18 protein-coding genes are annotated in these 20,373 nt (G+C 45.5%); all 18 read right to left on the reverse strand.

The features are described 5' to 3' along the window. Window positions 1-135 precede the first annotated feature (135 nt). The 18 genes from H6F75_RS10885 to H6F75_RS10970 all read right to left on the reverse strand — a co-directional run bounded on the left by H6F75_RS10885 (window position 136) and on the right by H6F75_RS10970 (window position 20,321). Window positions 136-1,011, reverse strand: a complete 876-nt coding sequence (locus H6F75_RS10885; protein ID WP_190752036.1) for a sulfotransferase — start codon at window positions 1,009-1,011, stop codon at window positions 136-138. Window positions 1,012-1,195: 184 nt separating this feature from the next. Then, window positions 1,196-2,251, reverse strand: coding sequence for a glycosyltransferase family 4 protein (locus H6F75_RS29010; protein ID WP_190752038.1), 1,056 nt, complete (start codon window positions 2,249-2,251; stop codon window positions 1,196-1,198). A 55-nt stretch (window positions 2,252-2,306) separates the two neighbouring features. Continuing rightward, the gene (locus H6F75_RS10895; protein WP_190752040.1) at window positions 2,307-3,395 is read right to left on the reverse strand and encodes a glycosyltransferase family 4 protein; all 1,089 of its coding nucleotides are present in this window, start codon (window positions 3,393-3,395) and stop codon (window positions 2,307-2,309) included. Further along, on the reverse strand, window positions 3,395-3,973 hold the full coding sequence (locus H6F75_RS10900; protein WP_190752042.1) for a methyltransferase domain-containing protein: 579 nt from the start codon (window positions 3,971-3,973) through the stop codon (window positions 3,395-3,397). Before H6F75_RS10900 ends, H6F75_RS10895 begins: the two co-directional genes overlap by 1 nt. A gap of 34 nt (window positions 3,974-4,007) precedes the next feature. Beyond that, window positions 4,008-4,898 carry a hypothetical protein gene (locus H6F75_RS10905; protein ID WP_190752044.1) on the reverse strand — a complete coding sequence of 297 codons (891 nt, stop codon included), beginning with the start codon at window positions 4,896-4,898 and terminating at the stop codon, window positions 4,008-4,010. Between the two features lie 10 nt (window positions 4,899-4,908). Beyond that, entirely contained in the window at window positions 4,909-5,973 is a 1,065-nt protein-coding gene (locus tag H6F75_RS10910; RefSeq protein WP_190752046.1) for a glycosyltransferase family 2 protein, read from the reverse strand. Between the two features lie 39 nt (window positions 5,974-6,012). Continuing rightward, window positions 6,013-7,203 carry a glycosyltransferase gene (locus tag H6F75_RS10915; RefSeq protein WP_190752048.1) on the reverse strand — a complete coding sequence of 397 codons (1,191 nt, stop codon included), beginning with the start codon at window positions 7,201-7,203 and terminating at the stop codon, window positions 6,013-6,015. Beyond that, the gene (locus H6F75_RS10920) at window positions 7,200-8,129 is read right to left on the reverse strand and encodes an NAD-dependent epimerase/dehydratase family protein (RefSeq protein WP_190752050.1); all 930 of its coding nucleotides are present in this window, start codon (window positions 8,127-8,129) and stop codon (window positions 7,200-7,202) included. Before H6F75_RS10920 ends, H6F75_RS10915 begins: the two co-directional genes overlap by 4 nt. Before the next feature lie 5 nt (window positions 8,130-8,134). After that, complete coding sequence (locus H6F75_RS10925) at window positions 8,135-9,037, reverse strand: hypothetical protein (RefSeq protein ID WP_190752052.1); 903 nt, start codon at window positions 9,035-9,037, stop codon at window positions 8,135-8,137. Beyond that, complete coding sequence (locus H6F75_RS28090; RefSeq protein ID WP_190752054.1) at window positions 9,012-10,622, reverse strand: acyltransferase; 1,611 nt, start codon at window positions 10,620-10,622, stop codon at window positions 9,012-9,014. Before H6F75_RS28090 ends, H6F75_RS10925 begins: the two co-directional genes overlap by 26 nt. 3 nt (window positions 10,623-10,625) lie before the next feature. Further along, the gene (locus H6F75_RS10935; RefSeq protein WP_190752056.1) at window positions 10,626-11,363 is read right to left on the reverse strand and encodes an FkbM family methyltransferase; all 738 of its coding nucleotides are present in this window, start codon (window positions 11,361-11,363) and stop codon (window positions 10,626-10,628) included. A gap of 41 nt (window positions 11,364-11,404) precedes the next feature. Beyond that, a complete protein-coding gene (locus tag H6F75_RS10940; RefSeq protein ID WP_190752058.1) occupies window positions 11,405-12,094 on the reverse strand; it encodes an SAM-dependent methyltransferase in 690 nt (229 codons plus the stop codon). A gap of 34 nt (window positions 12,095-12,128) precedes the next feature. Beyond that, window positions 12,129-13,421, reverse strand: a complete 1,293-nt coding sequence (locus tag H6F75_RS10945; RefSeq protein WP_190752060.1) for an ABC transporter ATP-binding protein — start codon at window positions 13,419-13,421, stop codon at window positions 12,129-12,131. Between the two features lie 41 nt (window positions 13,422-13,462). Continuing rightward, the gene (locus H6F75_RS10950; RefSeq protein ID WP_190752062.1) at window positions 13,463-14,329 is read right to left on the reverse strand and encodes an ABC transporter permease; all 867 of its coding nucleotides are present in this window, start codon (window positions 14,327-14,329) and stop codon (window positions 13,463-13,465) included. 33 nt (window positions 14,330-14,362) lie between these two features. Further along, window positions 14,363-14,788 (reverse strand): hypothetical protein, encoded by a 426-nt coding sequence (locus H6F75_RS10955; protein WP_190752064.1) that lies wholly within the window; start codon window positions 14,786-14,788, stop codon window positions 14,363-14,365. A 227-nt stretch (window positions 14,789-15,015) separates the two neighbouring features. Continuing rightward, window positions 15,016-16,317 (reverse strand): glycosyltransferase family 4 protein, encoded by a 1,302-nt coding sequence (locus tag H6F75_RS10960; RefSeq protein WP_190752066.1) that lies wholly within the window; start codon window positions 16,315-16,317, stop codon window positions 15,016-15,018. An 873-nt stretch (window positions 16,318-17,190) separates the two neighbouring features. Next, entirely contained in the window at window positions 17,191-18,189 is a 999-nt protein-coding gene (locus H6F75_RS10965) for a hypothetical protein (protein ID WP_190752068.1), read from the reverse strand. A 68-nt stretch (window positions 18,190-18,257) separates the two neighbouring features. Continuing rightward, window positions 18,258-20,321 (reverse strand): hypothetical protein, encoded by a 2,064-nt coding sequence (locus H6F75_RS10970; RefSeq protein ID WP_190752071.1) that lies wholly within the window; start codon window positions 20,319-20,321, stop codon window positions 18,258-18,260. Window positions 20,322-20,373 lie beyond the last annotated feature (52 nt).

The raw sequence follows: 20,373 nt of genomic DNA on the forward strand, positions 1-20,373 counted from the left end.
CTTAATATCTTAATTACTGATTTCAGTACAACCCTTTGCTTAACCATAATTGCTTTCCAAGCAGAGCTGTAAGGAGGAATTTGAATGGATTTCTATTTTGCTTATTAGTTAAGGATTAGAGAATGCTAGACCGAACTAAGCGATGTAACCGTAAGAACTCAATTCACGATGCGCAACTCGCTCCGCCGACTTGATATCTATAGTATCTCGCTTCTTATACTTTCCAATTGATTTAGTTGAGGCTTGTTTAAAGCATTTCTGAAGACGATTGTCAAAATCAGCACCAATATAGTTAACAATTTTTTCCCCGAAAACCATAGGTTCATATACCAAGTCTTCGTATTTTATTTTCAGGATTCGTCCGCTTGTTACTACGTTAGTTTGAGAAAAAAAGGATTCGCAGCAACGCACCATTTCTCTCCACATCCAAATAGAACGAACATAAGGTGATGCTTCAATAAAGTTATCTACTTGGTCAACTGCAACCCACCAGGGTATCCAAAAATCTTGGCATGGATAACCGAGTGCTGATTCTGATGTATTTAAAGTTTTAAGCTTTTCATTGGTGAGTACGTCATAGCTTTTAACTAATGAATTAGCACAATCGCGACCATCACGATACAAATATATGATTTTACAATCCGGCAGTGCTCTATAAAGGAAATTAGGCGAAAAGCTAAAAAATGGCTCTTTATAAATCAAGTTTTGAATTTTTCGTTGCCGCTGAAATATTTTTTTGGCTTCGCTAACCCCTAGAAAACCAGCGGCTAAGCGGTGAAATGCTTTAAACCGAGAGTTGGGGATAGCATCAAGATACACGTTCAGAGTAGATCTTAGACCATACTCCAAACAGTGCATTGTTTGCTCAGGTAGTTGTTGAGCGGCAAGATGGGCCATAGGCACCGGAAAAGAGATACCAGATACACATTCTGTGTAGGGCAATGCTTCCAAACATTCCATTAGAAAAGTTGTTCCTGATCTCGGACAACCTATGACAAAGAACGACTTCATAAAAGATGTTGTTTTCGCTGACTGGGCACTGATTTGCTGGAAGGAGATGCATCGAAACCTTCAAGACACGTTAGAGCCGTTTTGAAGGTGCTTTGAACTAATTTCCAGGGGTCTATGTTTAGACTGTAAATGATGATACCTATTTACGTGGACAGTTTGTGCTGCTTTAAGTAGTAAATTAACCTTAATCAAATATCTTTTCGAGATAGGAGTTCGCAATAGAATTCCAAGAGAAATGATTGTAATAAATGTCATCAAAAGTGCGTTGACTTGTTACCTCATTTATCGACTGAGCATTAGGCGGGAATGCAAGAACTTTTTCACCTAATAATTGCTTAAGATCCGGAACTCCACCTGTGTTAGTCGCAAACACAGGCATTCCAGATTCCAGCATTTCGTTTAAACAAAGTCCCCATCCTTCTACTTGGCTGGAAAACAAGCCGATATCATGGTTATTCAACAATTCCAAAAGTGTTGCTCTATCAAAATTAGGAACTATGCTGACCTGCTCCATTTTCTTCAACCTCAAAAGAGATTTTGAGGTCTCACAATCACCGCATCCAGCGATTGTAAAACTATCTTGAGGGCTGCTTAAGAGCCAAGAGCTTATAAAGTTTTCTAATTCCTTAATACCTTTATGTTTTACCCACCGACCAATCCACAAAAACCTAATGTGAGGCAATCGCTCAAGACTTCTAGCTACCCTTATTTTCTTTAAACTTTCCTGCTCATTCTCAGATATTGCGTTGTAATAAGCGCTGAGTTTTTCACGTAAAGATGGAAACCACTTTGTCATCCACTTCAATTCATGCGTACCCAAGCAGAAAATATAATCAGCTATATACCATCCAAAGATAATGCTAATAGCGTCAGAAATGGAGATAGTCAATCTTACTGGAAAACTGAGAAAATTTCTCCAGGTTGCATCACGATCAATATTTAAGGTGCTTAATATATATAGCAAGTCAGGCTGTACATGCCGAGAAACAACAATCGTTTTTTTTCCAAGATACTTTTTAATAAAAATTGGGGGACAATCAATTATATCGAATGTATCTTGAGTTTCTAGATAGTCTTTTAGCTTTTTTCGCATATAACGAGATCGATTCCATGGCTTAACTTCTGGAACCGGTTGTGGAGACCAAAGGGTAACTTCATGTCCTAGATCTTTGAAAACTTGACCTAGGTTAATCGCTACTTGGGCCGCTCCATACTCAGGCAGTAACGGAGCATGAGTCACAATCAAAATGCGAAGAGGTCGTCTTTCGAGTTTCCTGGTCATTCCCTGCCGCAAACTAAGATTTTGCATAAAGCTCTAGGTGTTGCTCAACGACGCTTTCCCAGTTCAGGCATGTTACACATTGGCGAGAACGGGTTTGCCACTGCTCAAACTCTTCTGGAGATAGATTAATGATTTGGTGGATGGCTTCAGCGATCGCCTTTCCTGAGTTTTGCTCAACTACCCAACCTGTCTGTCCATGCTCTACAAACTCTTGCATTGCCCCTGCATCGGTACAAATAGCTGGAGTTCCACAAGCCTGTGACTCTAGCAACGTGAAGCCCATAAGTTCTGGTACGGGAGTATAGTTGCCATAACAAGTAGTGTGTACAGAGGGTAATACGGTTACCTTTGCTGTTCGATACTCATTAATGAGACGCTGATCATTAGCATCATGAACAAACTCAATGGGTAATCCTTCCGCCTGCTCTTTTAAGTCGCTGTAGAACTGGTCATGATAAGCTCTGCCGATGATGACCAGGCGATAATCTGTTGCCCGAAGTAACCGCATTGCGTCAACTAAGTAATTAATGCCCTTGTGGGGCATTAGCCGTCCTACATAGAGAATTTTATTTTCTTTCCGCAAGGAAGGATCAGGGCAAAATTTATCGATGTCGATGCCGCCTTTAATTAAAGTTGCTTTTCGTTGCAATGATTCAGGAATAAAGCTTACTCCAAACTGAGAGTAAGTAATGGCCCCTTGATATCCTTGGAATACTGGAAGTTTTTGATTGAGTACCAAACTACCGCCCCCTCCATAGTCGGTTACAAATACCTTTTTGCCGAGCAGCCGCCCTACTAAACACGCCATATCTGATACGACAGTACTAATGTTGTGAATGTGGACAATATCAGCGTTAATTACGGATGTAAGGTAGCGAAGACTAACGGGGTTGACACGGTTTCCGTGAATGAAGTGTTTAACTGGGTAGGTTTCAACTCGAAGACTGCTAAGATAGCGGGTCTGGCGACTAGGAGCAAAACTGACCAAGGTAGTTGGGGTCTGTTTTGACATCCAGGTTGCTAACTCGGTTGGATATCGCTCCCCACCACCAATGACTGAGTTATTATCAAAATAAGTGGGTGTAATGTGAGCGACACGCATCAATCAACCCCTGCAATAGATTTCAGCTCAAAATAGAGGTACCATGCTGGAACTATCCAAGCCCATCGTTCTTCATAGGATTTAGGAAAACGATTTGCTAACCGTGAAACAATTGACCGATTAAACCGCCCTCCTTGAAACATCAAAAGGCGATATTGAAGTTCAAATCGTGCCTTGGAGTAGTAAGCCAGTTCATGACCATCACAAAAATAGTCAAAGGAAAAATAGCTCAAATGATACTTGTGAGTTGGATCAATGTATGAATTTGCGCAACTAAAATGAGGTGTTGTGATAATTAAGACACCTCCGGGTTTCAGTATTCGATGAAATTCTTCAATAGTTTTGGGAATATTAACAAGATGTTCAATGACATCAAAGCATTCAATTTTTGAAAATACTTTATCTTCAAATGGATAAGGAGTATTGTCTAAATCCCAGACATAATCCGGTGAAACATCTTTAGATATGTCAAGCCTGACAATTCCTGGCTTAGGGTCACATTTACCGCATCCTACAGATAGAACCAGTGGCTTACTAGGGTCATGTAATTGTTTGTCTTTATTCTGCAAAAGATTCATTTAAGTTAATTTCTCCTGCATTAGTAAGTAATTTTCAAGCTTGGAGACGACCTCTTAATTGTTGCCAAGAAGACGCACAAGGCTTAAAGCTATTCATAAACTGAGCCGTACCTGCAAAATGTAAAAAATAATTATTTATCAGAGCGGTACTAATGCAACAATCAGTCAATGTTTTCTTGGAAAGCTTTGAAATACGATGCAAATAGTTCTGCCCGTGCCGGATAATTTTATTCTTACTTGGTTCTGGAGGAAGTAAAAATGGGTAGTCTCGTAAAATACACTCAGCCCATAACCGATTGAATCGATGGTCAAGCCAATTAACCAAATTGGCCTTAACTAATTCATATGAGAGACATTCCATCTCAAAGGATTGACCATCTTGATGCTCATGCTTATAGTACGCGTACTCAAGTGTGTCGCGATGAAACTTAGGGGATAAGACCATTACACCTGTTTGAACCACCTCAGAAAAATCATCAGATAGACCTACATTTCTATAAAATTCTTTTCCTGTTCTAAAAGGCCAGCTCCAAAATGATTTAGACCTATCCGCTAACGACTCAAGTTTTGTAGAGGTACTAGGAAAGGTTTCACTTAGAGGGCCAGAAAACATCTCAACTGCTCCTACCTTTTGCGGCTCGCTAACTTGAGAGATTATACAAGGAGCATAAGGATTTAACAGAACATCCGAATCTATCCATACAACCTGATGATATCGCTTAACTTTCTCATGCCCTAACACCAGACACTTTTGCCAAGCTGGAGAACGAGTTTCAGCTCGCTTCGACTCATCTAGGGGTTCAGAAATGCAAATAATATCATAGCCATGCTTTTCAGCATATTGTGACCAATTTTTTTTGCAAGTTGCTTGCCATCTTTCTTGATACTTTTTCCCAATAGCTAGAGTCACAATCGCTTTGTACATGCCTTTTTTATTACCTACGTTTGGTCACCAGAGTAGATTTGTAGTATCTAATCTGCTGTAAGAAGGAATCTCCAAAAAGAGAAAGCAGATATTTGCTAATAATTTCCACATCGAGCAGTATTGAATTGTTAATGTCAAAACTACTCAAAATCCACAGCTTTTTGCAATGCTTTCTGAATTCTGAAAGGTGTGACTTACCATAAAGATCCAGGCAAAAAGCTCTAAGAAGATGCCAAGCCTTTCTTCTAACTGCGCGCTTGAGGTTTCTATTCAAATAGATTCTTTCATGTATTTTGAGGATGTCAGAAAAGTAACTATTATTGTCGGATTGACCCTTGCAATTTTCGTGCAGGCGGTAACACCCTCTCAATTCGGGTACGAACTTAAATTTATATCCTCTCTCGATCAGCCTCCAGAAAAACTCTATATCCATACAATGATTAAACGATTGATCCAAGAAGTTTCCTTCTTGAAAAACTTTCCGTCTAAAAAACATTGACTGGTTAGACATGTTGCCATCAGGAATCATTTTCAGGAGATCGAAGTTAGACATATTAATGTCTTCAGTAAAGCTTCCTTGAGCCTCCAAGTTCAGATAGGTCCTAGCACCATAAAATACGTCATAATCCGGGAAAAATTTAGATTTAACTGCGGCCTCAAAAAATACATTGGGGTAATAGAAATCATCTGAGTTTTGCCATCCAACTAAATCGCCGGTAACGCGATGAAATCCCTTGTTTATGCCATGACTTTGTCCTTCATCTTTTTCGCTAATCCAGAAAGTCAAAAATGCTTCATACTTCCTGATTATATCAATTGTATTGTCTGTACTTCCTCCATCAATAATGATGTACTCAAGATTAGGATAGCCTTGCAACAAAACCGACCGAATCGTCTCTTCTATAAACTGTCCCTGGTTATAGCTAGGTGTCACAATACTGATGCCGGGATACTCAGAACCATCAGGCATTCGACCGCCTTCAGGTTTACTTTGCTCAGTCCAGGGCCATCCTGTTTTGCCGGGAGCAGGGGTAGGCAAGTCAACAAGAGTAAGAGCTTTCGTCATTTGTGGCATAGGTCTGATCGCGCAATATCGCGCCTCCTCCTTTGGAAATTACCCAAGTGTTTGGGCAATTTTTAGAAAAGCCTCACCAAATATTCTAATCTCCCTTAAACTATTGGCCCTTGCCATTCCTTCATCCTCTAGAATGGGACCAGGTGTTAAATTCTCCCAATATTCTGCTAAGAAAGTAGCTAAGTGCTCTGCAGAATCCCGTCTAAAGGAAACACTATAGGGTGGGTTCTGTTCTTGATTAACTGGTAAGTCCGATAAAATTAAATGTTTTCCAAGACATCTTGCGTCTTCAACCAAAGTACTCCATCCCTCGAAAAGGGATGGCTGAATGACTGCCAGGGCACGTCGCATGAGTTGTACCTGATCGGTTTTAGGAATTAACCCTAGAAGAAATACTTGCTGAGCCAAGCCCCATGTGTGAATTGTTTGTAAGATAGTATCAGAATAAGCAGGCTGACGAAAATCGTGAATGTGACCTGTGCAAACAACGACTGGATAAATAGACTTTTCTCTAAGAAACTTCAATGCTTCAAAGACAACTAAATGATTTTTATGTTGCCAGAACTGGTTACTAATGATGAAAAATTTGTCTGGTAAATAGTATTTCTTTTGTGCCTGCAAAGGATCACCTAAATACCATTCAGAGCGAGGAAAAGTTTTAAAGGATAGGACAGTAGTTCTATCAATTGTTTCTGGGAAAAACTTATGGAGGTCAGTCTCAGCAGTTTTACTACTCAAAACGATAGAAGGGGCATATTGGGCGATATCAGTAAATAGCTTATCCCTATACTCAAGAATCTCACTTGTAAAGAATTGCGGCAAGTACTTGTGCTGAAAGTCATAAACCCATGCAGCAGAGCGATAAGATCTTTTTCTGGTAGTTCGATTAAAATAAGGATAAACAAAATCAATTTGTTCTTTATCAAAAAAAGATTCGAGTCGCGGATCACTTATCTTAATAAGACTTCGAGAAATTTTCCAAAGAATTCGATTTGATAAATTTATAGGCTGAAGATCTGCCTGAGTATAAGTCTTACTTAAATACAGGTAAATCTGGCTCGCGATTTCATCCTCTAATTTTTCATCGCACAACAGAGTCAATTCAAAGGTTGATCGGATTTCACTTGGCAAACTTCCCAGCGCTAAGACAATATTTTTGATATATTCGCTGCCACCAATCCAGCCACGCCCGCCCTGCATTATAAGGCAAATTTTGAGTGGTTTACTCATACGCCAACTAACTCAGCCCGACACCAGTTTGCAAGGGTTCGCACACCTCTTTCCAATGCAACAGAGGGAGTGAATCCTAGGGCTTGTAATCTCGAGATATCTGCTTGCCAGTGCAAGGGGTTGCCAATTGGTACTTTGCCATCAAACTTCAGTTCCCCTTGATATTCCAGAGCTGCCAGCACTAATCCAGCAAGTTCGGCAATAGTCACTTCTCTGCCCGCTGCCAGATTGTAGGCTTCCCCTTTCATAACAGCGGCATTGGCGATCGTAAATAACGCTTTGGCGATATCCAAAGCGTGGATAAAGTCTCGGCTCTCCTGTCCAGTGCCCTGGAGCTGAACGGAATGATGGACGATGGCTTTCTGGCAAATATCCCAGAGTACCTGACGGCGCAACCCAGGTCCATAGGCTGAGAAAATGCGAACAGCGGCAGTAGGCACTTGATAAAGCTTGTTAAATTCTAAACAGATTTGCTCACATTGCAGCTTGTGGAAGCCATAGGGAGAAATGGGAGCTGTTAACTGGTCTTCACTAATGGGAATAGAAGCCGGGTTGCCATAGACCGCAGCACTTGATAACAGGATGAAACGACATTGAGGAGCATAGAGACGTAATGCGTTTAGTAGTTCAAAGGTGAGAACAGTGTTGCCATAAAAATCTGCTTCTGGAGCTTTAACTGAGAGCCCTACCGACGCCCTACCTGCACAATGAATAAAAACTTGAGGAGATGTTCCTTGTAAAATAGACTTTAAACTACTGTCAGGTAGTTGCAGACGATGATAGACAGTTAGATTTTCTAAGGGTGCATTTTCTGGAGGAGAATTATCAATTCCTACCACGGTCCAGCCCTGTTCCATGAAATGGCGGACAACATAGCGACCGATAAAGCCTGCTGCACCTGTTACTAAGACAGGCTGGCTACTCATCAAGTTTACTTCACTTCTACTAGTGGGAGATCAGATAATATCTTTTGTTCTTCTTCTACCTTAAGAAAAAGTAGTTCACCATTAGCATCCCTTGCTTCTCTAAACTTTCCTGCAACATAACCTTCCTCCGGAGTCAACTCTTTAATATAATCTGGCTTCAGGTCTTTGCGCACAAAGAAAGCATTGTTTCCCGCAGAATTGCATCCAACAAATGTGTATCCTTTCTCCTCTGCTAAGAAATACAGAGCTTTTAGTGATGCTCCATAATAGATCATGGAGTAGTGGGCATGAGAACGGACGAAATTTTCATTATATGGGGTAGTGACTGCTCTGTCTTTACCGAATCTAGAATTATATTCAGCGATAACTATTGCAGGGTTTATAGTACTGATTTCCTTCCAAACCCAATAATCGTTTCCATCAATATCGACGGATAAAATACCAATGTCACCTTTAATACCATTTTCAGAAAGAATGATATTAATATTTTCTTTCGTAATAAAAGCGTGAACTGCTTTCAGGTTATACCTCCAATAGATTGGATCGTTTTTTATGTGATCAACATTACTCTTGTCTCCATCTATTACCAAGCCAGACCAATTGTTATTGACAAGAAGAAATCTAGTGTTAGATTCTGAATAGTTTTCAACGCCAAATTCAACGAATACTTTCCGAGATACTTCTATGTGGCGTAAAAGAAATTGAATAATTCCATCTTCTCCCCACTGAGAAAAAGTTCTAAATTCATGACTGAGAAGATCCTTACTATCTAAGTGCTGATTTTGGCGAGCTTCTATTCTTCCTAAGGACTCTTGAATTTTCCCTAAAGTAACTTTTAACTCCTTCAAAAGGGAAAGAACTTTGTACAACAAATTCAGTTTATCATTTGCTTTCTTTAGCCAATTCATCTTTCAAATCAATCTCTAAGTTTTTGACAACTTTTGCTGGATTCCCAGCGACAAGAACGTATTCAGGAACATCTTTTGTAACTACTGAACAGGCAGCTACTATTGAGCCCTTTCCAATCTTTACACCTTTTAGAACCGTGGAATTAAACCCTATCCACACGTCACTATCTATCCAAATAGGCGCAGATTTTATATCATAATCATCTGTCCTGGGATGACCACTTGACATAATATGGCGAAAATGTAGGTATCTCAACTGGGAATTAGTCGAATGTGAATTTGTATCATGGATGTTTACATTGTGTGAAATAAACACACGATCACCAATCTGAATTGAACTTGATGACCAAATTCTAGTGCCTTCGCCTATATAACAATCAGTACCTATACTAATTTTGCCATCATGAGCAAATACAAGCAGTTCACCTCTTACAACTGAGTCTTTATTTACTCTTATTAAGTTAGAATCTTCAGCTAAGTTTGTGATCTTAGCTTCAGGGAAAATCTTTGCTGATGGATCCAATTGGATGCTTTTATCTAGAAGAATGCGCCTTTCTAATAATTCACTGTATTGAATTACATTTCTTAAGAAAATCGATAACCCATATTTTGCCTTATCCAATCTTAAGCGCTTTACTACATTCTGATTCCTAAGCGGTTTAAAGTACTTCTGTAATATTGCTTTTAATTTTATTTTTAAGAAAGCTGTTGTGCCAATAATGGATTTAGGAGATGAAGTAGGCACCAATTGTGATTGTTGGTCATAATCGTAATCAACCATAGTCACAAGTCGTTTCTTTAGAGGAAATGTGATCTCACTGTGCTTGAGTTGAGCATAAATAGATTCTCTATTTTTTGTGTGAGTAGCATCCTCTCTAAAACCAAGGTTGGCCACTAGGTTAACAGAAGGTACAATTGATAAACCCGATTGAATCAGCCTAGCAAAAAGCCATTGATAGTCCCAAGTGTCAATTTCACCACTATAAGTTTCACAGAAAGCTCTATACCAGGTAGGGACTTGTTGCTTTTTGACAAGAATGTCGTGAATGCTGCTCTTGATCTTTTCATCGGCCCAGAGCTCTAAGTTATAGTCATAGAAAGACCAGGCTCTTTTCCAAGAAGCCCAGCCCCAGATTCCACCATATTGAGAAAAGTGATAGCTCTGGGTATTAGATTCCCATTTCCCCAAAAGATTTGTGCCAGAAATCTGCATAACTCGTTCATCATATCTATACTCCTTCAGCAGCTCATCGCAAAAAAGGAAAAAGCTCGAATGAGGCAGGCAATCATCTTCCAGAATTATTGCTTCTTCAACTTTCTCAAAAGCCCAAGTTATACCTTGAGAGACATTTTTGCCACAGCCTAAGTTGCTATTTGAGTAGCGCCTTATCACTTCGCAATCCCAATCTACTTGCTCAGTCACAGCCCTAGCCTGCTGGCATAGTTCGGCTTCAACTTCATTGCGGGGACCATCGGCGACTACGAGTAAGATTTTAGGTTGGGCCTGGCGAATTGCCTCAAATACGCGGGCAGTGAGGTCAGGGCGACGAAAGATTAGAAAGACAACTGGGGTGGCGCAAGGCATACGTTATGTAGAAACTAGTCGATAAAATGACGTGTTAAATGTTTTAGCAAATAGCTCATAGCCTTGATGGCTTAATAGAGAGCCTATTTCAGTAGGCGATGATACTATAGAATTTATCGACGAGGATAATTCTTCTACCAAAATGACCTTGGGCTTATATTTTGACCAGTCGTTAGATAGTAATACCTGATAATCTAACCCTTCGACATCAATATTCAAGAAGTCAATCACTTGATCTACTAGTAAATACTGATCGAGAATCTCTGAAAGCCTTCTGGTTTTGATTAGGCTTTTATCTATAATTTTGTAGTTGGTCATCTCACCTCTTTCAACAGAGACTTTTTCGGAAAAGCTATTTAAGGCAGGCTCATCAAACATGTAGTAATTCAAAGTCTCTTGAGAGTCAGAAATTGCCGCTTCTACGTTAATATCTTCTGGACGTAGTTCTTCAAATTGCTTCATGCTGCCTGGCATAGCATCAATATTAATGCCTTTCCACCCTCTAAGATAAAAGAGATAAGTGTTTGAAAACCGTTGGGGATGGTGAGCTCCAACATCGACATAGAAACCTTGATTTTGATACTCAAAGATTCTACACAAAATTCGATCTTCACCCTCTTGTGAGAAAGATAAGTTATGATGACTATAGATATTTAGAGGATAAATGAATGTATCCTCAACAGACACCTTTACCAACTTCTTTAGTCGGTTAAGATACTTTACAGGCTGAATCTTAACCATTTTTATTTAGATTAAATAAAGCAGAATCAATCAAGTAGAGTTTAGTTCTTTTTGCTGCGTGAATCATACTCAGATATTTGATGAATTCCTGCTTTAGAAACTTTAGGTTGGATTCCATCTTTTGGGGTAAATCGAAAGTCCCGACGTAAGTACAGTGAAGTAGTCCAAGAATAGGGGTTTATGGGGCCAAAACCGTGCATGTCTACCTCGATCAAATCACAGACAACCCTTAAAAACTCAGATGTTTTAGGATGCCAGTCTGAATTGTCTAATATGATAAAGCCGCCATCATTCAAGTGGTTTATGGCCCTAAGGGCGCAATCATGTCTTCGCAAAGAGTCTATAATTATTAGATCGAACTTTGAAAATGATTCATCTATAGCTTCAGCAAACACTGCCTCTTCTTGAAAGAGAATTTTTTGGTTTGGAAGCATTCTTTGAGAGCCATACTCATACCATTCTGGATCGCTTTCAATACTCGTGATTTGCTTGCAGCGGCTGGCAAAAAACTGAGATGAGTTGCCAGAACCCCATTCAAAAATAGACTTATCACTCAAGTCTAACTGAGCTAAATATTCAATGGCAGGATAGGTAAACCAGGGCAAGGGCTCTTGATTTGCACCTACTGGCTTTTGTTCTAGTCTTGTCTCTTGGTATCCATATTTGTCTTTTAGATTAGATACTAAGCCTTCTAAGCTTTTGTCACAGGGGAAGAGATTAAATTGGCTCATAACCCTACGAAAAGCTCTGTATAGTAATGGCTGATTAGGCATATTTATATGATTTTTTGTTCATCGAAAAATCGATTAGGATGCTTTTCCCCTGATAGCCAGCCGGGCAATGCTTGCCTGTACCGTAAAAGTCTCCTCCCTCAACAGTAAACTGAATTCCTTCAGTAATCCAGTCTTGAATGATGCTATTAGATTCGGCAAAAAGTGTTAATGAATAAATTCCTTCGGAAAGAGGTAGTCTTTCGATGCAAAAGTCTATACAGTCGTCGGCTCTAATATCGACTGCGTCTTGGCATATCATTTCAGTTGAAAGCACAATGCTAGCTCCAGATGTGCTCGTTATAGCAATACCTATGCGACAGTTCTTATGTATAAGTTTTTCTGAAAAGCTAGAAAAACATAAACGAAAGATCAGCTTTTCTCCAGACAATGCAGCAGTAACTGATCGTCCTTGGGAACTCAATAATTCCAGCTTTGAAAACCTTAATGCTCCTTCTCCTCGGCGCTGAGCAATTGAATGCAGGTTACTCCAATCCTCAGAAGCAGTTCCCTCATTGAGATAAAGCTGGATTATAGCGCCCGGATTACCTATTGCTTGAACTTGGCCATTGTTTAGAAAAATAACTTGATTGCACAGGCTTTGTATTGTTGCCATGTTGTGGCTCACGAATAGAACTGTTCTTCCTTCTTTTTCTGCTACATCTTCCATCTTTCCTAAGCACTTCTTTTGAAAGGCTGCATCACCTACCGCAAGCACTTCGTCAACAACTAGAATCTCTGGCTCTAGGTGTGCTGCCACCGAAAATGCCAACCGCACATACATTCCACTGCTATACCGTTTGACGGGCGTATCTAAAAACTTTTCTACCTCTGCAAAGGCAACAATTGCATCAAACTGGCGGTGAATATCTAGCTTGCTCATTCCCAAGATGGCGCCGTTGAGATAAATATTTTCTCGCCCGGTTAGCTCGGGGTGAAATCCAGTGCCAACCTCTAATAAACTGGCTACCCGTCCTTTGATGCTAATGTGTCCCCTAGTCGGCTCCGTAATACGGCTGAGCACTTTGAGGAGGGTGGATTTGCCTGCGCCGTTGCGGCCAATGATGCCAATGCGATCGCCCCTTTTGACCTCAAACGAAACATCTTTTAGAGCCCAAAACTCCTCTGAGTTTGACTTTTGGTGTTTAGTTTTTGGGTTGAAAATTTGGGTGATATCTTTGGCTTTGTTAGCCAATACATCTCGCAGAGCCGTGTAGCGCTCTTGCTGCTGCTGGCCAATGATATATTTTTTGCTCAAATTTTCAACACGAATTACAGTATCAGACATGCTAGCCGTCGGTGAAGGTCGTGGTGTAAAAGCATCGGCTGCTAAATCACGTCTGCAAAGGTGCGCTCCATCTTGCGGAAATACCAGATGCCAGATACTAGCAGCAGCATGACTAGACTCGTCGATAGGGCAAACCCCGGCCAGTAGATGCTGGCCTCATTCCCTAAAATGGCCCAGCGAAAGCCGTCAATAACTCCGACCATGGGATTTAACGAGTACAGCAGCCGCCACCGCTCGGGCACAATGCTGCTGCTAAACCCTACCGGAGAAATATAGAGGCCAAACTGAACCAAAAACGGCACAATATAGCGAAAATCGCGATACTGCACATTTAGGGAAGCCATCCACAGCCCTACACCCATAGAGGCTGCTAAGGCAATTATGGTAAATAGCGGTAGGGTTACGATTCGCCAGCTAGGCACATAGGTAAACCACACCATGAGCGCCACCAAAATGATGCCAGAGATGGCAAAGTCTACAAAGCTAACCACTACGGCACTAGTGGGTACTACCAAGCGAGGAAAATATACCTTTGATAGTAAGTTAGCGTTAGCGATCAGGCTATTGCTGCACTCTGATAAAGCGGTGGAAAATAGCTGCCAGGGTAGCATGGCCGAAAATACTAAAATGGGGTAGGGCACCCCGTTCGATGGCAAGTTGGCTAAACGGCCAAACACCACTGTAAACACCACCATTGTCAGAAATGGCCGAATGAGCGCCCACGCCACTCCTATAGCAGTTTGCTTGTAGCGCACTAAAATATCGCGCCAGGCTAAAAAATAAAATAGCTCTCGATAGCGCCAGATATCTTGCCAGTAGTTTTTCTCTGTGCGGCCTGCTTCAATAATCAGCTCGGCCTCTCCGGGAGCACTCGATTCCCGGCGCCGCTTAATCTTCAGCTTGGTCATTGAGGGTTACTTGAGACAGAGTCAAGCGCTAGTTTAGCCAATGCGGCGAAAGTCTTTGATGCCCTGGTATTGGGTTTGGCGAGCCTGTCGGCGGGTAAACTCGCTAACGCTGGGGTTGCCGGTGGGCAGAATGACGCCGCTGGCCTGCATCCAGAGGTGTTCTGGTGCGGCTACAACTATGTATCGGTTAGCGACGGTTCTGTGGACGTGGTACCAGCGGGTTTCTTGGCAGTGATCGCACCAGAAGGCCTCAAGCCATTCACCGGTCAAGGGGACGGTGCCGTAACCGGCAATCACGGTGAGCGATCGCAGCCGGCTTAACCCCCGCTGCTGGAGATGCTCGGGCTCAGTGGTGTAGAGCGGATACTTTTGGCTGACGCTGTCGAGGTAGGTGCCATGGTCGGGACAATATATGGCGCGTCGTTTAGGGCGGCTGCGATTGCGGCGGGGCTGAGTCATAGGGAAAAAATGGCAAAGAGCACAGGGCTAACTAACAGGCGTTGGATAAAGATGGCCACACCCGTCCTGGGCTACGGCCTCGGCAGTGGTTGCCGAGGTTGCGGGGGAGAGACTGAGATCGCAGTGACCGTCAAAGCCCACTCCATGCCAGAAGGGTACAGGATTTATTGAATTAGGCAAGGGCTAGAGCCAGGTTTTTTAAGATTCTTTTGCCGTGTTTGGTGTAGTTAGGGACGAGAGACGGTAGCCTTGGGCACCTCAGTCAGCGGGGGCGCTACTGGAGTCCGCAGACAAGCTTTTACAACCTCAAAGTAACGGTCGGTACCCTGCTCGGGGGTAAACTTTTGCTGCATGTAGTGGCGACCTCGGTTGCCCATCTGTTGAACTAGGGCTGGATTGGCCACCAGGGTACGAATAAAATTGGCCAGCCCAGCGCTATCGCCATTGCTAAAGGCACGGCCAAACTCCCCTTCGGCTAGCAGCGATCGCAGATAAGAGTGGGGTTCGCAAATAGCAGCCACAGGTCGGCCCGCCGCTAGGCTGCCGTATAGTTTGCTGGGAGCCACTAACCCTTCTACCCCTTCTACTAGGCTAACTAAGCTGAGGTCGCAGGCGGTGAGAGAAAAGGGCAGGATTTCTTTTGCTTGGTAGGGTAAAAACAAACAGTTGGTCAGCGCTGCGCGGGCAGTACGGTCAACACAGAGCTGGCGCTTGGCCCCAGCCCCGATAAATACAAACCTGACGGGCTCATGGCGCAGCGCAATAGCTGCTGCCAAGATGGTATCCATGTCGTGGCAGCGCCCCATATTGCCGGAATAGAGCACCGTAAAGACTTGATCGAGCTGATGGTGTAGAGCAAACCAGTTATCGACCTTTGGCAAGGGAACAATCAAGCTGGGGTCAGCCCAGTTGTGAATTACCGATATTTTGTCGGCGGCTTGGGGACAGTGATCGACAATACGCTGCTTCATAGTTGGGCTTAACACCACAATCGCCTCAGCCCGGTGCCACGTGCGGCAGTTGAGCCAGCGCCATAGACGCACTAGCCAGTGATGCTTTGAGACCACTCCTAAAGCCAAGGCCACTTCGGGGTATAGATCGTACACCACGCATAGGTAGGGCTGGCCAAACAGGCAGTACATCAGATAGGCCAGCACCGGCAGATAGGGAGGCTCGGTGGTGACTAGCAGCAGCTGGCCGCGACGGTCTGGGTGCAGTAGCTTAATGAGCGATCGCAAACAGTAGAGTAACCCACCCACTGCGCGTCCCCGAATTCGCCTGGGCCAGAGCCGCGAGGTGCGCGTGCGCCGAATAGTTACTCCCTGGGCCTCCTCCTGCTTGGGGGCAAGCCTGCGATCGTAGGCGTAGCCGGGCTGTCCTGCAAACACCTGCACCCCTACCCCCTGGCGACTAAAGCTCTGGGCTAGTTCTTCCACAAGCTGCCCAGTCGCAGCATAGTCGGGTGGGAAAAACTGAGTCAGAATCGAGACCTGCAAGGGAAGGTTGGGCCGGTTGTGGTTTGCTCTCATAGGATCTACTCATTGTGCGATGCAACACGGGTGACAGCTGAACACTCTAATCCTGAGCTTTGTCTTTTGGATGGATGCAGAGTCTAACGGTTAAGAAATTCCTGACAATTAAATGTGATATTGCCCTTAACTAGAGGTCAAATTGTGTATTGGAGGCAACATTTTTAAGCTGTCACAAACTTCAAAGTCTATTCTTTGTGTTCAGAGTATTACCTAAAGTTTGATGAGAGGGGTTCTATGAAATATTATTTTTTACAATTTACCTTATGACTGCGCATTTGGGCTCTTTGACTTCAAATGTTGATCATAGATTCTCGAAAAGATATAAAACAAATCGGCACTAAGTTTGTGGGCTTGGCACCAATCTGCTTAGCTATATCGTTACCACATCATCTAAAACACCTAGGTGCTCAAGAAGTGTTGGTATAAGGGTAAAGCCTGAATCTTTGCCGACCTTATATAAATCTAGGAGCAAAGTTTTCTGAATCTATCTTAGGTATGAGTTACAGCCTTTCTGCGATAAATTAGACCCTTAGTGGACCAGCTCAACAGCAGAAAACTAAGCTCATTGGCAGACTGCGACGCCACGATTTTGTGGCATCGGCAATCTTTAAATCCATGCCGCTGCCAATCGAGCGCCGTTGATAAGAACTGCTGTTTTGACTAAGGAGAGGTTGCAGTTAGCTAAAATAAGTTGGGATTGGTGAGCGGTTTTTTGCCCACTAAACTCTCGCCCGCTACGATCGAATCAGCGGGATAGTGCAAGTTTATTTTGATGCAGTTTAGCTTAGTTAAATGTGCTTCCTTGACTGAGATTTACTCTTCACTTTGAGTGCGGGAATAAACAGCTTTACAATTGATGGATCTAAGACACTAACTAACTACTTCAATAGCTGCCCGCAGCTGTTGAAGCGATCGCCCCAAAGCAACAAAATCTGAGTTTTGGCTCAAGGTCGCTAAGGTTTCTGGAACGCTGCTCTCAACGATGCGGTTGTAGGCCTGAATAGCTTCCTCTAGTAGGGTGGGGTCAACGGCGATGACCGTGGAGCGAGGCTGGGGCTGGGGGGGAATGAGCCCACTAACCGCGTTGAACAGCGTCACTAGCTCGCGGTAGTCGGCTCCGGCTAGGGCCATTTCAGTGAAGGGCGCTACCTGACTCGGGGTTAGACCAGTCGCAAAGGCGGCGGCTAAAAAGCCGGTAGTATTGGCAATTTGCGCCAAGGTACCCCGTAGGGGTGCCACCATAGGGGTGCCACCCTGGAGCGTAAATACCGCCGAGGTGACCAGGATAGAACCGCTGCCGCCGGCTTGGGCAACGGTGGGGGCAGCAATCCCGAGGGTTCCCCGACTGCTAGTGAGTGAGACGCTTTCGCCATTGGCGATCGCCGCAGCTGCGGCCGCCGCCATGTCATCCACTGTCTCGACAGCATCTTCGTCTTCGCTGGAGCCGCTAGCTCCTACAGGGCTAGGGCTGGTTAAGCTAATTTCTCCTGGCGTGGTCAGGAGAACGGCCAGGACGGGGTTAGTGCTCTGGAGCCCCTGAGCAATTTGATTGGCCGAAGTATTGAGCGCCTGCTGAGCGGTGGTGGTTAGGGTGATATCGCCGGTGATCGGGTCTACGGTGGCGTTGGCAGAGGCTGACTCTAGTAGCTGTTCCCCGCATAGGGGTGGCTCCACCCCTTGATCCACCTCTTGGTGACCACATAGGGTTGATGCCCCAATCGGCAACAAGTTTGAGCCGCCGACGCTGACGCCGCTGGTTAGCCCCGTGGGGACCGAACCACTGTGGCCGGGCAGGGCGATCGCCAAGCTTCCGCTTACCAGAATTAACATGAGCCATGTTTGCCGCAGCGGGCGCACCAGTCTGTCCACGGGGATTCTCCTAAATAGGATTGAGGTCAGTTGAGGTTGAGAGGGAGCGGTAGCAGGGTGAAAGGAGCTTAGAACCGGGGGCCGAAGTTAAATCCGTAGCCGATGCTTAACACTGCGACGGAACCTGCCCGCGTATTGTTGCCGACATCGCCATAGAGCAGATTGAGGGTCAGGGGCAGCGTGGTCACTGGCACAATGGAAGCCCCTACATTGACACCCACACCACTCCAGGCAGTATTGATAGAGAACTGCGGATGCACTTGGAGCCCGACGCCGGCAAACACCCCAACATCGCTACTCTCACCGCTGAAAGCCCCGCCCCCTACCCCCAGTGAGGCCGTGATCGGTAACCGGTTGCTGGGATGTTCTGGCTGAAGGAGATGAGCTGCTGTGACCACGCCGTAGAGGCTAGACTCGCTGCCACCGGCATTGTCACCATAGGACGCAAAATTGTTTAGCCCGACGGCAGCGGCCACCTGAGTCTCTTCGCTGCTGTAGACCTGACGGTGAACCTTGGCGTCGAAACCGCCGTTTTCGCCAAACCGTCGCACGCTCTGTAGGTTGTAGGCTAGCTCAACCCCTACGGCCCGGCGCGAGTCGCCTAACCCAAAGCCCATGGAGAGACTGCCATCGGCCTCAGGACGGATGCGATCGGCCCCAGCCAGCGAGGCGCTGAAAAATACATCCCCCCAGTTGGCCCCAAAGGCTGACGGAATGCCGGCGTTGGGCGAGGGGGGAAAAGAGCGTGTAGCCTCTGCGGCAGTCGTGAGCGGTGCGACACGCAGATTGTTCCGCAGCTGGGTAGCGTCGGGGGACGACGGCGTGGCCTGAGCGGTGGTGCCGGGAACCGCAGCGGCAGAGAGCGGGGCTGCGGACAGCTCTACCGGCGGCGCGGTTAGGGCGGCTCGACTAGTCGACAGGGTAGGCTGAGGAGACGGCAAGGCCAGCGCGACGTTGGGGCTCTGGCCGGCAAATGACGGTAACTGCGGCTCTCGCTCAGCGGTTTGGCGAGCCATCGGCGGGGAAGGCAGTGGGGTAGCTACGGGAATTTGATGGGCGGTGGTATTTTCAGCCGGAGCGGTACGGTTAGCTTGCGAGGGCAGCGGCGGCAGCTGTGGCCCCCGGCTCGCGGTCTCAGTCTGGGAGACTTGGCGGGCAGGGGTACCCTCGATCTCTAGGCCGTAGGCAGTGCGCAGATCGCGCAGCAACGCTTGAACCGTTGTTGAGCGCGATCGCAGGGCCGCCACATCAGCGGTCCGGCGCGACGCAGTACTAGAGGCGGATGTCGCTGCCTCAGGGGCAGGACGGTCAAGGGTAGCTCCTGGAGCGGAGCGGGAGGCGATCGGCGTTGAGGTAGCGGCCAGACGCTCTACCGCTGTGGGGATTGCGGAGCGGGACTCTACTCCAGGTAGCTGAAGGGCCGGGGCTGGCTTGCTGGCTATGGGTTTGGCGCTAATTTCAGCCAAGGTTTCAGCTGGAGTAACGGTCGGCGCTACCTCGGTGCTGTCAGCAACGTTCTCAGCAACTACCGGGGTAGCAGACGTGCCGACGGGAGGGCTGGCGATCGCAGCCTGGTCACTGTCTACGCCCTCTGGGATTTCAGCTTGAGTTACCTCTGGCGCTGGCGCAGGGGCTACTGGTAGCTCAGCTAGGGTCCTGGCTGAGGGCTCTGGGCTCTCTAATACTGGGTTTGGGGCGGCAGCCGGGGCGATCGCGGCAGCCTCTGGCAACACCTCTGGTGCGAGTGTGAGGGTAGGCTCTGAGATTTCGGAAACCCTGCTTTCTACGGTAGCAGTGGCTGGAGCCGATAGCTCTGGCTGAGGGCTGACGACTGCTGTTGCCAAGGCTGGCTGCTGAGCAGTGGTCGCTGCTTCAATCACAATGGTCTGATTGCCGTCTGGGCTCCAGACGGGCTGGGGCGTTCCCTGTTCATCGAGTTGGGGTTCGGTGGTTTGGGCCGACGGTTCGGGCTCCACCACCGGGTGCGGATCCACAGCCAGAGCTGTGCCCAAACTGGGATCAGGGGCTACAGCTAAATTGTCAGGGGTAGCTTCAGCCTGTGATGGCAGCAGCCCCAGCCCAGCTAGTCCCAACAGTCCGCCAGTAATCAGTGGTCTTGATTTGCGCTTCATTCCCTATTGCTCCTCACATCCCTTTGTTATCGCCACACCTGCTGTTGACAAG

The organism is Nodosilinea sp. FACHB-131 (assembly GCF_014695395.1).
In the GTDB taxonomy this organism is placed as follows: Bacteria; Cyanobacteriota; Cyanobacteriia; order Phormidesmidales; family Phormidesmidaceae; genus Nodosilinea.

Excerpts from the sequence above, each read along its gene's own strand:
- H6F75_RS28090 (WP_190752054.1), bottom strand. The coding sequence starts at position 10,622 with ATGCCTTGCGCCACCCCAGTTGTCTTTCTAATCTTTCGTCGCCCTGAC.
- H6F75_RS10950 (WP_190752062.1), bottom strand. The coding sequence starts at position 14,329 with ATGACCAAGCTGAAGATTAAGCGGCGCCGGGAATCGAGTGCTCCCGGA.
- H6F75_RS10925 (WP_190752052.1), bottom strand. The coding sequence starts at position 9,037 with ATGAATTGGCTAAAGAAAGCAAATGATAAACTGAATTTGTTGTACAAA.
- H6F75_RS10970 (WP_190752071.1), bottom strand. The coding sequence starts at position 20,321 with ATGAAGCGCAAATCAAGACCACTGATTACTGGCGGACTGTTGGGACTA.
- H6F75_RS10910 (WP_190752046.1), bottom strand. The coding sequence starts at position 5,973 with ATGCCACAAATGACGAAAGCTCTTACTCTTGTTGACTTGCCTACCCCT.
- H6F75_RS10905 (WP_190752044.1), bottom strand. The coding sequence starts at position 4,898 with ATGTACAAAGCGATTGTGACTCTAGCTATTGGGAAAAAGTATCAAGAA.
- H6F75_RS10895 (WP_190752040.1), bottom strand. The coding sequence starts at position 3,395 with ATGCGTGTCGCTCACATTACACCCACTTATTTTGATAATAACTCAGTC.
- H6F75_RS10900 (WP_190752042.1), bottom strand. The coding sequence starts at position 3,973 with ATGAATCTTTTGCAGAATAAAGACAAACAATTACATGACCCTAGTAAG.
- H6F75_RS10960 (WP_190752066.1), bottom strand. The coding sequence starts at position 16,317 with ATGAGAGCAAACCACAACCGGCCCAACCTTCCCTTGCAGGTCTCGATT.
- H6F75_RS10940 (WP_190752058.1), bottom strand. The coding sequence starts at position 12,094 with ATGAGCCAATTTAATCTCTTCCCCTGTGACAAAAGCTTAGAAGGCTTA.
- H6F75_RS10920 (WP_190752050.1), bottom strand. The coding sequence starts at position 8,129 with ATGAGTAGCCAGCCTGTCTTAGTAACAGGTGCAGCAGGCTTTATCGGT.
- H6F75_RS10935 (WP_190752056.1), bottom strand. The coding sequence starts at position 11,363 with ATGGTTAAGATTCAGCCTGTAAAGTATCTTAACCGACTAAAGAAGTTG.
- H6F75_RS10945 (WP_190752060.1), bottom strand. The coding sequence starts at position 13,421 with ATGTCTGATACTGTAATTCGTGTTGAAAATTTGAGCAAAAAATATATC.
- H6F75_RS10885 (WP_190752036.1), bottom strand. The coding sequence starts at position 1,011 with ATGAAGTCGTTCTTTGTCATAGGTTGTCCGAGATCAGGAACAACTTTT.
- H6F75_RS10915 (WP_190752048.1), bottom strand. The coding sequence starts at position 7,203 with ATGAGTAAACCACTCAAAATTTGCCTTATAATGCAGGGCGGGCGTGGC.
- H6F75_RS10955 (WP_190752064.1), bottom strand. The coding sequence starts at position 14,788 with ATGACTCAGCCCCGCCGCAATCGCAGCCGCCCTAAACGACGCGCCATA.